This is a genomic window from Larkinella bovis, from assembly GCF_042655385.1.
GTDB classification, from domain to species: Bacteria; Bacteroidota; Bacteroidia; order Cytophagales; family Spirosomataceae; genus Larkinella; species Larkinella bovis.
The window spans coordinates 332,421-345,604 of sequence record NZ_JBHSMA010000004.1 but is presented as its reverse complement, the minus strand read 5'-3'; the positions used below and the strand labels follow the sequence as shown (position 1 = coordinate 345,604).

15 protein-coding genes are annotated in these 13,184 nt (G+C 48.8%); 7 read left to right on the top strand and 8 right to left on the bottom strand.

From position 1 onward, the window contains the following. Window positions 1–112 precede the first annotated feature (112 nt). Genes ACFPMF_RS15415 through ACFPMF_RS15400 form a run of 4 tightly spaced genes read left to right on the top strand, consistent with a single transcriptional unit; the run spans window position 113 to window position 4,210 of the window. Window positions 113–523 carry a plasmid mobilization protein gene (locus ACFPMF_RS15415; protein WP_379846654.1) on the top strand — a complete coding sequence of 137 codons (411 nt, stop codon included), beginning with the start codon at window positions 113–115 and terminating at the stop codon, window positions 521–523. Between the two features lie 4 nt (window positions 524–527). Next, window positions 528–1,778 carry a relaxase/mobilization nuclease domain-containing protein gene (locus tag ACFPMF_RS15410; protein ID WP_379846652.1) on the top strand — a complete coding sequence of 417 codons (1,251 nt, stop codon included), beginning with the start codon at window positions 528–530 and terminating at the stop codon, window positions 1,776–1,778. Beyond that, on the top strand, window positions 1,775–3,754 hold the full coding sequence (locus tag ACFPMF_RS15405) for a YWFCY domain-containing protein (RefSeq protein WP_379846649.1): 1,980 nt from the start codon (window positions 1,775–1,777) through the stop codon (window positions 3,752–3,754). The genes ACFPMF_RS15410 and ACFPMF_RS15405 overlap by 4 nt, the downstream gene beginning before the upstream one ends. Before the next feature lie 21 nt (window positions 3,755–3,775). Further along, on the top strand, window positions 3,776–4,210 hold the full coding sequence (locus ACFPMF_RS15400; protein WP_379846647.1) for a helix-turn-helix domain-containing protein: 435 nt from the start codon (window positions 3,776–3,778) through the stop codon (window positions 4,208–4,210). Here ACFPMF_RS15400 and ACFPMF_RS15395 read toward each other — a convergent pair. Further along, window positions 4,182–4,841 carry a M23 family metallopeptidase gene (locus tag ACFPMF_RS15395; RefSeq protein ID WP_379846645.1) on the bottom strand — a complete coding sequence of 220 codons (660 nt, stop codon included), beginning with the start codon at window positions 4,839–4,841 and terminating at the stop codon, window positions 4,182–4,184. The two genes, ACFPMF_RS15400 and ACFPMF_RS15395, sit on opposite strands and share 29 nt — an antisense overlap. Before the next feature lie 97 nt (window positions 4,842–4,938). On the opposite strand from ACFPMF_RS15395, the gene ACFPMF_RS15390 reads away from it, so the two are divergent. From ACFPMF_RS15390 to ACFPMF_RS15380, 3 genes are read left to right on the top strand one after another with little or no spacing between them, the layout of a single operon-like run. Beyond that, a complete protein-coding gene (locus tag ACFPMF_RS15390; protein ID WP_379846642.1) occupies window positions 4,939–5,868 on the top strand; it encodes a DUF3945 domain-containing protein in 930 nt (309 codons plus the stop codon). A 5-nt stretch (window positions 5,869–5,873) separates the two neighbouring features. After that, entirely contained in the window at window positions 5,874–7,604 is a 1,731-nt protein-coding gene (locus ACFPMF_RS15385; protein WP_379846639.1) for a toprim domain-containing protein, read from the top strand. Beyond that, window positions 7,601–7,882, top strand: coding sequence for a hypothetical protein (locus tag ACFPMF_RS15380; RefSeq protein WP_379846636.1), 282 nt, complete (start codon window positions 7,601–7,603; stop codon window positions 7,880–7,882). The genes ACFPMF_RS15385 and ACFPMF_RS15380 overlap by 4 nt, the downstream gene beginning before the upstream one ends. A 539-nt stretch (window positions 7,883–8,421) precedes the next feature. Here ACFPMF_RS15380 and ACFPMF_RS15375 read toward each other — a convergent pair. The 7 genes from ACFPMF_RS15375 to ACFPMF_RS15345 all read right to left on the bottom strand — a co-directional run bounded on the left by ACFPMF_RS15375 (window position 8,422) and on the right by ACFPMF_RS15345 (window position 13,047). Next, window positions 8,422–8,583: a hypothetical protein gene (locus ACFPMF_RS15375; RefSeq protein ID WP_379846633.1), complete on the bottom strand. Its 162-nt coding sequence runs from the start codon at window positions 8,581–8,583 to the stop codon at window positions 8,422–8,424. Window positions 8,584–8,747: 164 nt separating this feature from the next. Continuing rightward, window positions 8,748–8,999 (bottom strand): hypothetical protein, encoded by a 252-nt coding sequence (locus ACFPMF_RS15370; protein WP_379846630.1) that lies wholly within the window; start codon window positions 8,997–8,999, stop codon window positions 8,748–8,750. A gap of 452 nt (window positions 9,000–9,451) precedes the next feature. After that, complete coding sequence (locus ACFPMF_RS15365; protein WP_379846627.1) at window positions 9,452–9,850, bottom strand: response regulator; 399 nt, start codon at window positions 9,848–9,850, stop codon at window positions 9,452–9,454. A 42-nt stretch (window positions 9,851–9,892) separates the two neighbouring features. Beyond that, window positions 9,893–10,768 carry an IS3 family transposase gene (locus tag ACFPMF_RS15360; protein ID WP_379847200.1) on the bottom strand — a complete coding sequence of 292 codons (876 nt, stop codon included), beginning with the start codon at window positions 10,766–10,768 and terminating at the stop codon, window positions 9,893–9,895. Window positions 10,769–10,785: 17 nt separating this feature from the next. Next, window positions 10,786–11,067 (bottom strand): transposase, encoded by a 282-nt coding sequence (locus tag ACFPMF_RS15355; RefSeq protein WP_379846624.1) that lies wholly within the window; start codon window positions 11,065–11,067, stop codon window positions 10,786–10,788. Window positions 11,068–11,329: 262 nt separating this feature from the next. Beyond that, complete coding sequence (locus ACFPMF_RS15350) at window positions 11,330–12,601, bottom strand: Y-family DNA polymerase (RefSeq protein WP_379846621.1); 1,272 nt, start codon at window positions 12,599–12,601, stop codon at window positions 11,330–11,332. Then, complete coding sequence (locus tag ACFPMF_RS15345; RefSeq protein ID WP_379846618.1) at window positions 12,598–13,047, bottom strand: LexA family protein; 450 nt, start codon at window positions 13,045–13,047, stop codon at window positions 12,598–12,600. The genes ACFPMF_RS15350 and ACFPMF_RS15345 overlap by 4 nt, the downstream gene beginning before the upstream one ends. Window positions 13,048–13,184 lie beyond the last annotated feature (137 nt).

Genomic DNA, 13,184 nt, shown 5'->3' with positions numbered 1-13,184 from the left:
GGTGGAGAAAAGCAAGATGTGTTTTTGTGGGACAAAAACTTTTTATCATCTTTACGATGATCGCACCGAATAAGCCTCCGAAGTCGGCTTATTTTTTAACTATTTAGACGGAATGGAATGGGAAAGGAATAAAGGAGGCAGACCCAAGAAGGAAGAAAAGGAAAAGCGCACGATGAACGTTCGGATTCGCTTTACGGAAGATGAATACCAGCGGCTCAAAACCCGAATGGCGACCACCAACGCGCCGGATTTCTCTACGTTTGTTCGCGCCATTTGCCTAGAAAAGCCGTTACAGCTAGCCGTCCCTACCTCATCACAAGACGATCAAATGCTGGATTTGATACGTGAAATTCGGGTCGATATAACCAAGATAGGATCCAATATCAACCAGTCTGTAAAGCGAATTAACAGCACAACAGACTATCAGAACCTGCAAAAAGAGACGCAGGAAATGAGTTCAAGGATGCAGGAAATAGAAGTCAGACTTCGCAGTTTGATGAGCGCGTTTACTAACAAGGCATAACCAGATGGTCGCACGAATCTCTACTGGAGCTAACCCCCGAGGGGCGGTTTACTACAACGAAGAGAAGGTTGAGAAAGGGGAGGCAGAGCGGCTGGCCCTGCGCAACTATGCGGGTATCGTGATCGATCCCCGGCAGGCTGGCAAACAACAGGTGGCCTACATCCTGGAAGAGCGTGCCGCCCTTAATGAACGGGTGACAAAGCCGACCTTTCACGTCAGCTTGTCATTGGCGCTAGGCGAAAAGCCAGCCTCGGATGAGCTGCTTTCACTAGCGGATATGTACATGATTGGCATGGGCTTCGGCCGTCAGCCTTACGCCGTCTATCAACACTTTGATACCGATCACACCCATGTGCATATCGTCTCGGTTCGAGTCGACGAAAAAGGCAAGCGGATCTCCGATCAGTTCGAGCGGCAAAAGTCTAACAGGTTGCGGCAACAACTGGAAAAAGACTTCGGGCTGGTCGAGGCAGAGAAGGTTGGAAGAAAGCTTGGCGCGCCGGACCTGAAGCCGGTGCAGTACGGCCAGGGCGATTTGAAGCAGGCTGTAACCAACGTGGTGCTGACAGTCCTTAACGATTACCGGTTTAGCAGCATGGCGCAGTATAACCAGTTGTTGGGTCTTTACAATGTCAAAGCCGTCGAGGTGCCGCTGGAAGGCAAGAAGCCCGGGCTAGTCTATACGGTAGCCAACGAGCAGGAGCGGCAGGGGGTAGGCTTTAAGGCCAGCAGCCTGCGCCAACAGCCTACCCTCGATACCGTCGAGCGCCGAATTAACTCCGGAAAAAAGGCCAAAGGCGATGGCGCGCCCCGCATGCGGAAGGTTCTGGAGGGGCAGCTAGAGGGGGTGACCTCCTGGGCACAGCTTCATCAGCGGCTTGAACGCATCAACGTGGCCATTGTACCGCATCAGAGCCAGGATGGCAACCTCTTCGGGGTAAGCTTTATTGACGAAAAGCAGAAAGCTATTTATTCCGGCAGTGAGCTAGGGAAAGGACTTTCGGCGGCTGCGCTTAAAAATAAACTAGGAGACGAGTTTGAGGCTATACCTGAACCAGAAATTAGCTCGGGTAAAAATCGTGCTGTATCGCGCGAATTTGGGCCACAAGCCAATCAAACACAACCCGAAGCAGAGCCCGAACAAAACGCCTCAACGGTTCGTGACCTGTTACACGCGATAGGGCAGGGGGATGATCAACACGAGAGTGAACAGGAGTTAAAGAAAATGACCAGAAAAAAAGGACCACGTTTATGAGAGAAGATCGCCGCGACCAGACAAAGGCCAACGAAACCTTTTTGTATGCTGCGTTTGCAGTATTAGCCTTTCATTTCTACCTGGAACTCTATTCCAGCTTTCAGGCATTCGGACTTTCCAACAAGTACGTTGAGAACGCTCTACTGAGACTTGCCAACAGTTCCAACCTTATTAAGACGCCTTGGACATTGAAGCTAGCCGCAGGTGTTCTTTTTGTCTTGTTTGCGGCATCTACCCGAGGTATTAAATCGCTAAAGCTAACCCGCAAAAAGGTAGCCGTTGATCTTGCCATTGGGATGGGTTTATTCTTGGGTAGTACGCTGATGCTACGAAGCCATAGCCAGTGGTTTATCTCAATACTCGGGTTGCTTGGTACATCCATAACCTATGCCGGCCTATCTTTCGTTGGGCTGCTCTACATCATCAAAGGCATTCAGGGCATTAAACGGCTCATGAAGGTTAATCTGGGAGAGGATAACTCCAATGATGAAAACGAAACCTTCCCGCAGGAAGAGCGCCTGGTTCAAAACGAGTATTCCATCAACCTGCCTACCCTGTATCAATTCAAAAAAATGATTCGAAAGGGGTGGATCAATATTGTCAATCCCTTTCGGGCTACGATGATTCTAGGTACACCCGGCTCCGGCAAGACCTTTAGTGTGGTCAACCCCATCATTCGCCAGCAGATTGAAAAAGGCTTTTGTATGTACCTCTACGATTATAAGTTCCCTTCGCTATCGTTGGTTGCCTTCAATGCGATGGCCCGGCACAAGGCTAAACTGAAAGGCTTTAAGTTTTATGTAATCAATCTGGACAACCCGGCCAACTCTCACCGCTGCAATCCGGTTCACCCCCGCTACATGACCGACGTGGCCGACTCCAACGAAACGGCCAAGGTGATGATGCTGAACCTGAATAAAAAGTGGATTCAGAAGGAAGGAGATTTCTTCATTGATTCGGCCATTCAGTACGTATCGGCTATCCTGTGGTTTCTGAGAAACTACCAAGGAGGCAAGTACTGCACCTTCCCGCACCTGGCCGAAATGGTTACCCAGAACTACCGTACGATTCTGCCCTTTCTTAAGGTTGACCCCGAGCTGGAGAATCTGATCCGTCCGTTTGAATCCGCTTTTGAAGGGAACGCCATGGAACAATTGGAGGGGCAGATTGCCAGTGCTCAGATTGCCTTAACCAAAATTATCAGCCCCGCGCTTTATTGGGTACTGTCGGGCGATGACTTCAGCCTGGATATTAATAATTCCGAGGCTCCCAAGATCCTCTGCGTAGCCAATAATCCCGATCGGGAGGAAATCTACTCGGCAGCCCTGGGTCTGATTAACTCCCGGCTGGTGCGCCTGATCAACAAACCGGGTAAGCGTAAGTCATCCATCATTATTGATGAGCTGCCAACTATTTACTTCCGGGGCATTGACCGGCTGATCAATACGGCCCGTAGCAACGAGGTAGCCATCACGATTGCCATGCAGGACTTTAGCCAGCTGGAAAAAGACTATGGCAAAGCCGAGGCCGAGGTGATCAAAAATACCGTTGGTTCCGTAATCTGTGGCCAGGTATCGGGATCAACCGCAAAAGCGATGCAGGAGCGGCTAGGTCGAAATGTGCAGCGCAAAGAGAGCATCAACATTCAGTCGGAAGATGTGACACACGGCATTTCCACCGAGCTAAACTGGAAGGTTCCCGCCGATAAAATCGCCTCGCTGAGCGGTGGTCGTTTCGTGGGAGTGTTTGCGGATACCTTCGGGCAGGAAACGCCCCTAAAGTCTTTCAACGCTCAGATTGTAGTCGATGAAGCCGACTTTAAAAAAGAGCAGAAGTACAAAAAACTGCCTAACTTTTCTATTTTTGCTAAAGACGGTGAAAATCTGGAAAAGATTATGCGGGACAACTATTTACAAATCAAGGCAGAGGTGAAAAACATCATTGAATCGGAAACTAGCCGCATCTCGGGTAAATAGCCGCACTCACTATTAAACACAATGAATGTGCTAAAAGAAGGGATTGGTCAACGGTTGCGGTTTGTACGCAAACATTTGTCGGAGCGATTAGGGGAGGACTTGACCTCCAAAGAGGTAGCCAATCGATTGGGATTAGACCGGTTGGTGGTTCTCCGAATGGAAGACGGTTTAAAGGGTAAAACGGAGTCGCTCGTGCTGCTGCTGAAGTTTTACCGGCAGTACGGCTATAATCCGACATGGATTCTGGAAGACACTCAGCAGGACGTACCTATGATCTTAGCCCCCGGTAACAGCTTGCTTGAAATCAATGAGTCGCTGGAGGAATTTGAACGGCTTTTTACGGCGGGCCGTGCAAAACTTGTGGAGCAGATGAACAGGTTAGGTTTTAAGCCAGCAGAAAGAAAGATACTGCCTGTAGACGATGATTTCAATCAGCCCCAGCAGACCCCTCTTTAAGCAGCCATAAGCGCCTTCTAAGCAGGAAACAGAAGTGCAGCGGGTCTATCGATTCTCCATTCTTTCTTACTACATAGTGTAGATGTGGGCCGGTCGCTAGTCCCGTTTGGCCCACCTTTCCAATCTCCTGCCCCCTGTTAACCGGCTCGCCTGGTTGAACACAATAGCTCGCCAGGTGCCCATAGATTGTTTCAAAGCCAAAGCCATGTACCACCTGGACAAAGGCACCTAGCCCCGGATCATATCCCACCCGCTTAACAATACCCGCTGCGGTAGCCGTTACAGCTAATCCTTTCTTTGCTCTCACATCAATGCCACCGTGGAAACGGGTTTGCTTGTGGACTGGATGTTTACGAAGTCCGAAAGGGGATGAAACACTAAACTCCTTAATGGTTACCGCCACAGGAAAGGTAGAGGGCAGCCGGTCAAGATATTCCGGCTGTAAGTCTATAGCTTGAATCAGCCGATCAACCTGAGCATAGGTCCGGCTGGTCTTTAGCAGCGACACCGTAAGCGAGTCCCACGCCTGCCGAACAGAGTCCGGTTCCTCTGGCGCCTGCGCCATCACTACACCGTGACATAAGAGCAGTGATGCGGTCAAAATCCCAATAAAATGAATCAATGTGTTCATATATTGCTACTGTTGGCGAACAAAAGTATAAAAATTGCTACTGAGTTTATGGTATTTTTATAGTTTTACGTATGTCAACTTAAACGCACCTTTTGCCATGCAAAACAGCACCTATGCCCGCACTCAGGCCGAAGCTATCGACAATTTAGCCCCTACTCAACAGCAGGCCGCAGCCGCAACACAGTACGCCATTACGGACGGCTATCTCAACTCCGCTGAACAGGAGGCCATTATCAAACAGATCGGCGCTGAGCGTCCTCAGTTTCAAAAGAAACTGGACGAGGTAGGCATTACCAAAGAATTCCTGGCAGCCAACCCTGATGTAGAAAAGGCGCTGTTTCATGGCCGATCAACACCCGTTTTAACCCTGGAACTACCGAACGATCTCCAGTTACAGGGACGCCTTCGGATTGCCATTACCGAGCAAGGCCCGCAGCTTCGCGTCACACCAGTACATGAAAATTTATTGATTCCAGATAAGGTAGGGGACATTCGGCTTACGCAGCAGGAGCGTGATGAGCTTAAAGAAAAAGGATTTGTAAATCAGGCTATTCAAATGCCGGAGAAGGGTGGTTTTGTGGCAGGTTTTTTGCGTGTGGATAAAGAAACCAACACGGTGGACGTTTGGCGGGTGAATCCCGAAACGCTGCCTTCTAAACTGTTAGGAATTGATTTGACGCGCGATCAGCAAATTGCCCTAGCCTGCGGTCATCCGGTTAAGCTTAGCGGCCTAAAGGACCAAAAGGGCGAACCCTACGATGCAACCGTATCGATTAATGTCGGCAAACAGAGCCTTCAATTCTCGGACCTAAGCCGCTCCGGGGTTTCTATCAAAACAGAAGACAAGTTTAAGCCGCAACTCGCCCTTAACAACGAGGGAGCCAAGACCGATCAAACCCTCGGACTAGAACAGAAGACAGGACACACCATTAACAGTAACGCCCAACAGGAGGCAATCAAGCAGAGCACGCCTGACGACGGTAACGAGCAAATTAAGAAGGCAGGTCCAAAACTCCGGGCATCATAAACGCCATGACCACAAAATTTGAAGAATTAAAGACGCGGTTCCCTAATTTAATTCCCGTTCAGGAGATGAGGGCCAACGTCTCAATAATCGAACTGGCGGTTCACTATGGATATGAACCGCAGGCTCACAAGGGGTTAAGCCGCCCCGTCTTACATCACCCTACGCACAATGACACCATCATTGTTAAGAATCCACAGGACCCTGCCCAGCAGATTTACCAACGGGCGGGGGACTTCTCGGACTCGGGTACCATTGTTGACTTTGTACGAAACCGCCTGCCAACCATCTTTTCTACATTCAACCGGCCAGGACAACATGAGTTTAGAAACATTACGGATGTACTCTATGATTACCTGAATGTTGACCCGAGCCAAACGGCCCGAAATCGGCAGGCCGTCGAGGTGAAGTCTGACCCCAACCCCCGGCAGACCTTCACAAAGGATCTTCTGGATCTTCGCCCACTGGAGCCCGATAATTATCTCCTGAAACGCCACATCGACCCCTCTATTTCCAATAGTCCCGAGTTTTCCGGCAAGGCGCTTACCCAGGTTTCTTACCTCAACAAAGACACGGGGCGTACGGATGACTTTTTAACTGTTCAAAACAATCCGGCCGGGCGCTATGTCGCGTTTCATAATGTCGCCTTTCCTTACTACAACGGGCATTCGCCAGAGGTAATGGGTTTTGAGATTCGCAATGACAACCTGAAGATACACGCACCTGGCAGCGACCGGTACGCCAGTGTCTTCATTTCCAACGTTCCCCCCAAGCCACAGCACTTTGTGATAACAGAAAGTGTACTGGACGCAATGGCTCATAAACAACTGCGCGCGATCAAGGGTGATGATGCATTCGATACCGTTTACTTCTCAACGGGTGGCCAGCTCACATCAGAGCAGACTAACACGATCAGTCGCTACATATCTTCTCTGGATAAGTCACCAGACTGGAAAATAACGCTGGCCTTTGATAATGACACGAAGGGGCATCAGTACGATTTGCAGTTTGTTCAGCAGCTTGTGGCGAATCACCTGCCTATAACTGCAACGGTGACGGGATTGGGCCGCATAGGCTATATGCTGCCTGAGTCAGAAAAGTATCAGACCCATCGTGCCGCTATTCTTGACCGGCTGAGTTTGTACAATGATAACCTGCGCGCTCAATTTAGTCCGCTGGCCAATGATCCGGCAGCCGTTAAAGAGTTAAGCAGCCAGTTAATAAACGTCGCCCAGAAGGAAGGACAGATCGCAATCCACGTTCCTCAAACCGGGCCAGCACTACAGGCCGTCAGTGAAGTAATTCTGGACGTTGCCGGAGTAAGAAAGCGTATCGGCTTTGATAAATCCTGTGGCAAAGACTTTTGCGAAGATTTAAAACGCCAGGTTGAAAAGGCTCAACGGATGCCCTACGCTATCATGGATCAGAACGGTACACTTATGTATGAAAGCAAATCGGCCGCGACGATCCAGCGAATTATGAAGCATTTGGAATTCCAACACAATGGGCCAAACGATACCGTTACTTTCAAAGCTATCGAACGTCAAAGTAATGGCTTTCACAAGCCACAGGCACAGGTTAGCATCAAGGAAGGACAAACCATTAGCTTCATGGAACAGCCGGATTTTAAAAGGAAAGTGCAGGAAGAGAAAGGAGAGTTGAGTCCCCAAAAAAATAGTAACATTGAGGAAAGGAATGAAGGGCTCACATCCACACCCAATAAGCTGAGACCAAAATGAGCGTTAATTCAGATTCAGATTTTCACACAATGTCTTTTGTAATAGGTCTGGAAGATGCCACAGGGCAAGAGTTTTACATCAGCGTACACGGCACGGCGGTAGCATTAGACGCTCGCTCCGGTGCTGAGCCGATGATCCTTAAGAATCACAACCAGGTGGCTCGCCATATTGAACCGCTTCGTCGGCAGTTCCCGGCGAATTGCAGCCTGATTGCATGGGAAAGAAAGGAGTTTGAGCAGAAGCGAAAAGACAAGCTTAAGCCGCCCCAAAAAACGTAGACCACCGTCACCACTCAGTCATTCCAAGCCTCCAGAACGGGGGGCTTTTTTTGTTGGAAAGGGGAAAAGGAGGCAGGTAATTCGATACGTATACAGCCCATCGTCATATAAATGGAACAATAAGGCTGTGTAAGTATCCCTAAAATTCGGACCGTTTAGAATTAGAGAAAAATGCTAATTTTAAACTGACTCTTATGAAAAAGACGCGATTCACCGAATCTCAAATCATTAAGATCCTAAAATACGACCACCTACTATGGAGAGGCTAACTTCTTCCAAAAGTCCTATTGAATGGTCCTGTACACTTCTTTAAAACAGAACCCGGCAAAAAACCGGGTCTGTAACTCTTACTCGATAGCAATACTAAAGTTTTCTTCGGGCGCCTGGTAAATACGCCGAAAATAATGGCTGTACCTTTCTGTGCACATTTTGCACCTGATGATGTGAAGCTTTTACAGATCATCAGGTGGGATTATTCCACCTTTGGGCTTTTGCTTGAGGCTCCAGAGACTAGCTAACCTGGCTGATGCATAGTCTACCTAGGAGGAAAGTACCTGTTGGTACTGCTCCTGCAGTTCGCGCAGGGAGGCACTCATGGGCTGACCGTCAAAAGCCTCCAGTGGCAAGTCAATCCGTTTGCCTTCATCCACCACATAGGCCTCTTCCAGCCTATAACCGGCCGCTACAAAGCTATTGAGCACTTCGAAGTGCTCCTCAATCTGGCGGCAGTAGAGACTAAACGGGTGGACTTCTCCAAATAGACATCGGGAAGAAAAGAACAACCACATACGAGTACAGGTTACGGTGCTTAATATATCTAGGGGCAATTATCTTACTACTAGCGTTTTTCATCCTACTAGGGCCTTTAGAAACTTAATACCAACTGGTATTGCTCTTGCAATTCCCGTAAATGAGGACCGATGGGCCGGCCATCAAAGACTTCAATGGGTAAGTCGGTCCGCCGGCCTTCTTCGTCAATCAGATAGGCTTCTATCAGCCCATAGCCGAATGCAACAAAGCTATTTAATGTATCCAGGTGGATTTCAAGGCTCTCTGAATGCAGACTACAGTTTAGTGTATATCCATCCGAAGATAGGTAGGAGAAATAAAGGAACATGCTGCAAGTAAGTTAACGTACCTTTTTGAACACGCTCTACCAATATTTTTTTTCTAATTATGTTGCTCAAAATGAGGAAGTGGACCAGCCAATACCCGTTTGTTGAACTCTTTAAAAAGGATGTTTAAACAAACGGGTCATCCTTTACAAGTGCCAGCAATAAAAAACCGGGCCTCTCTTTGAAGCCCGGCCAGTACAACCAACGGTGGTTGTTCCCTTAAAAACAGCACGCTTATGGAGCTATAACAAAAACGATCCGGACTTGTTGGGCCTGGAGCAGATAAGACAGAGAAAACGGAAGATGCGTACTCGCGCAACCCTGCGGACTCAGGGTTGCTGCCCCATTGCCCCACTATCCTACGCGTAGCCCTGGGGGACCTGTTATACAGCTTGAGTAACGTGTTTGCCCTAGTACCACTTGGCTACTGATCAGGTCGTTTTGTTGAAAATTATTAATCAAAACTGTTTGGGTGCAAGCAACCTTGCCAATACTCTATAATTTGTTTCAGCTGCTGCTGAAGTCTAGTAATTGTTGCAGCTTTCTGATAAAACCCCTGAACCCTCTCATCGTAAGCTTCTCTTACCATTTCTGGGTTTGCAGAGGTGGTCAGAAACACGAAGGGGACGGCCTTCTTCCTTAGATAGGCACTAGCGTTGATCTGACGGCGTAATTCGATTCCGTTTAGGCGGGGCATGTTAATATCACACAGAATTAGGAAGGGTTGTTCCGAGGTGGTATGTAAGTACTCTAAGGCCGTTTCCCCGTTGGCAAAGAACCGAATGGGATTAGGAATATCCAGTTGTTGAAAGGAATGTTTAAGCAAAAACTGATCATCTTCATCATCTTCCACGCAGATGATGGGACCTGGGGTGGTCCTGTTTGGCCGGACACTTTACTTTTGAGAGTTTGATAAAACTGTTTGGTAAAATTGGTTTTCAAAAGCAATTGGGGAACGGTAGCCTAACGCCGAGTGCAATCGACGCACATTATAATACCCTTCAATATAGTTAAACAACTCGTCGCGAGCATCTTGTAGGTTCATAAAACAGCCACCTTCTAACAACTCTGCTTTTAATCGACCCCAAAAAGACTCGGCATGAGCATTTTGGTAAGGGTTATCCGCTTCGGCCATACTTTGCTTACACTGCCATCTATCAAGTCGTTTTCTGAAATGATGCCCGAAATACTGGCCACCTCGATCCGAATGGACAATCAAGCCCGGTTTGGGTTGACGCAACTGAATGGCTTGGTCAAATGCTTTGATAATCAGACTTTCTCTCATGTGTGTATCGACCCACCAGCCGACAATACGCCGAGAGAACAAATCCATCCAACTCGCCAGATAAGCCCATACACCACCTGAAAGAGGTAGATACGTGATATCGCCCACCCAAGCCTGGTTCGGTGCAGTTGGCTTACCCAACTCAATCAACCGATTGGCACAAACCGTTAAGCCATGCCGGGAGTCAGTCGTTTTCGGCACAAAACTACGCGGTTGAATGGCTCGCCAATCCTGTTGCTGCATCAAACGACGTACCCGATGACGACCAGCCCTGATGCCTTGCTCTTTCAGCGCTTCCAGGACACGACGGCTGCCATAGCGCCTTGAGTTTTCCCAGAAGATCTTGTCGATGGCTGTGGTCATAGTTAGATTGTTATTTGACGGAGTGAACGTTGTTCCACTACGATATGTGTAATAGGCAGTCTTACTGACGTTCAGTATTTTACAGAGCAATCGTACAGGAAAATTACCTTCTTCAGCCTGAATAAATCGATAGATTTGCCTTACGTCTGTCGGCTGAAAATGGCGACAGCTTTTTTTAATATCTCGCGCTCCATCTCAGCTTGGCGTAGCTGCTTGCGTAAATTATCAACTTCCTGCTGAAGGCTTTGATCGGGTTTCTTTTCCCCTTTCCCATCCGCTTTTCGCCAAGCGTGAATCAGACTATCACTAATGCCCATCTTACGGGCTACGGCCATAATGGGTTCACCATTGGCAACCAGCCGCAGCACGTCGGCCTTAAACTCAGCGGTATACTTCCGTTTTGGTTGTTGGAATTGGTTCATGGTACACGAAGTTAACAAAGTTTCGTGTCCGGATTTTCAGGACCATATCAACCTTTATGCGACATAGTTTGTAAAGGAAGTGAGATCAAAAATAATCAAATAAAGTAGAGCGGTCAATTTAGTTACCCCGTCAAAAAGAAAGTTGAGGTCTCTTCCGAGTGGTCAAATATTTTTACTTATTAGTGGTGTCTAGCAGGTGTAATCCGAAAGCGATGATCGGTTAAACCTTCCGAAAAAAGCGGATTCTTAAGAGTATAGGTTATTATTTTACAGTTAAAATATCACTCCATTTCGTGGTGTAGCACGGCGATTGGTAGCGCTGCTTGATCTTCCAGCTTTTATCGTAGCCCTGGGCCGCCACCCGGAGCTTATCCCGACCATGCTTTTGGTTCAGTCGGTCGACGACCTGACTCAGCACGTTATAACGCGGATCCGGCGAATCGGCAAAAATCAGCTTCTGCTGGTGCTCCACCGGCACAATCTCGTTGAGGATTACACCCACTTTTTGAAAGTCGTAGCCGTCCCGCCAGATGGCCTTTAAAAGGGGCTCGGCATAATTCAATAGTTCGGTTGTCGAACTGCTCGGATGGGGTAAGGCCACCGACTGACTACCGTAGTGGTGGGGACCGATCCGGTCAAACCGGTTGGTATGCAGAAACACGGTTACCACCCCCGCTGCTGAGCCATGCCGCCGGAGCTTCTCAGCGGCCCGGGCCAGATAGGTGGCCATCGCTTCGTAAACGGTGCTATACTGGGTCACCTTGCGGCCGAAGCTGGGGGCCACACAGATGGACTTTTTGTGCAAGGGCTCCGTGTCGAGGCTGCGGCAGGGAATGCCCTGAAGTTCGTAGATCAGCCTGAGACCTTCCACCGTCATAAACTGCTGAATCCAGTCGTGGGGCATTCGACTCAGTTGCAGAGCCGTTTTGATGCCGTGCCGCTTTAGGCGCTCCTGATACTGCCGTCCTACACCCCATAAATCCTCGATAGGAAACTGATCCAGGATCTCATCGCGCTTTTCAGGCGTATCCAGCCAGAACACACCCTGGCATTCCGGGTGCGACTTAGCCCACTTATTAGCCACCTTTGCCAGCGTCATCGTTTCGGCCAAGCCAATGCTGATGGGGATGCGGGTCCACTGGTCCACCGTCTGGCGGATAAACCGGCAGAACTCTTCGACGCCCGGGTCTATGTGCTCATAGCTGTCGAACGCGAAAAAGGCTTCATCGACGCTGTAGGGAAAAAACTCGCCCACGAACCGCTGCATTGTACCAAAGACACGCCGGGACATATCCCCGAACAGCTCGTAGTTACTGCTGAATACCTGCACGTTGTAGTCAGCCACTTTCTTTTGAATCTGATAGAGTGGCTGACCCATTTTGATCCCTAATTTTTTTGCTTCGTTCGAGCGGGCCACCACACAGCCGTCATTGTTGGAAAGGGCAATAACGGGTTGTCCAATGAGTTTCGGATTAAAGCTGCGAAGACAGCTTACGTAAAAATTATTAGCGTCCGCAATTCCAATAACTCTCATAACGTCTTCATGATAACCCGCGTGACTACGCCAAACACCCGAAAATCTTCGCCTTCGTGCACGTAAATGGGATCGTACTTGGGATTCGAAGACAGGAGCACCACCATCCGTCCCGCGTAATGAATGCGCTTGCAGACGTGCTCACCGTTTAAGATCACCACGACAATCCGCCCATCGGTGGGTTTGACCGAACAGTCCACCACCAGGATATCCCCCGGCTCAATGCGGTCGCCGGACATACTATCACCACCCACCCGGACAAAATAGGTAGCTTCCTCGTTGTGGATCAACAGGTCGTTGGCGTCAATAACTTTCTCGATGTAGTGCTCAGCAGCATTGGGGAAACCCGCGGCTACGTAGGATGAATACAGGGGGATTTGCAGGCGCTCACCGGGTACAAGGCGGTAAATTTCGCCGGGGTCGATGCGGTCAGGTTGCTCAATCATCATGGAGTTTTAGTCTGTTGCTGTGCAACTATAACAAATAAGTACCATTCAAGGCAACTTTTATATAATAATTATATCATAAAGCTGAGACAATGGTATTATAACCCAGGGCTTTTGTGTATCTTTGAAGGGAACAA

Bases quoted from the DNA above. Each gene is read 5' to 3' on its own strand.
- ACFPMF_RS15415 (WP_379846654.1), top strand. From the start codon at position 113: ATGGAATGGGAAAGGAATAAAGGAGGCAGACCCAAGAAGGAAGAAAAG.
- ACFPMF_RS15410 (WP_379846652.1), top strand. From the start codon at position 528: ATGGTCGCACGAATCTCTACTGGAGCTAACCCCCGAGGGGCGGTTTAC.
- ACFPMF_RS15405 (WP_379846649.1), top strand. From the start codon at position 1,775: ATGAGAGAAGATCGCCGCGACCAGACAAAGGCCAACGAAACCTTTTTG.
- ACFPMF_RS15400 (WP_379846647.1), top strand. From the start codon at position 3,776: ATGAATGTGCTAAAAGAAGGGATTGGTCAACGGTTGCGGTTTGTACGC.
- ACFPMF_RS15395 (WP_379846645.1), bottom strand. From the start codon at position 4,841: ATGAACACATTGATTCATTTTATTGGGATTTTGACCGCATCACTGCTC.
- ACFPMF_RS15390 (WP_379846642.1), top strand. From the start codon at position 4,939: ATGCAAAACAGCACCTATGCCCGCACTCAGGCCGAAGCTATCGACAAT.
- ACFPMF_RS15385 (WP_379846639.1), top strand. From the start codon at position 5,874: ATGACCACAAAATTTGAAGAATTAAAGACGCGGTTCCCTAATTTAATT.
- ACFPMF_RS15380 (WP_379846636.1), top strand. From the start codon at position 7,601: ATGAGCGTTAATTCAGATTCAGATTTTCACACAATGTCTTTTGTAATA.
- ACFPMF_RS15370 (WP_379846630.1), bottom strand. From the start codon at position 8,999: ATGTTCCTTTATTTCTCCTACCTATCTTCGGATGGATATACACTAAAC.
- ACFPMF_RS15355 (WP_379846624.1), bottom strand. From the start codon at position 11,067: ATGAACCAATTCCAACAACCAAAACGGAAGTATACCGCTGAGTTTAAG.
- ACFPMF_RS15350 (WP_379846621.1), bottom strand. From the start codon at position 12,601: ATGAGAGTTATTGGAATTGCGGACGCTAATAATTTTTACGTAAGCTGT.
- ACFPMF_RS15345 (WP_379846618.1), bottom strand. From the start codon at position 13,047: ATGATTGAGCAACCTGACCGCATCGACCCCGGCGAAATTTACCGCCTT.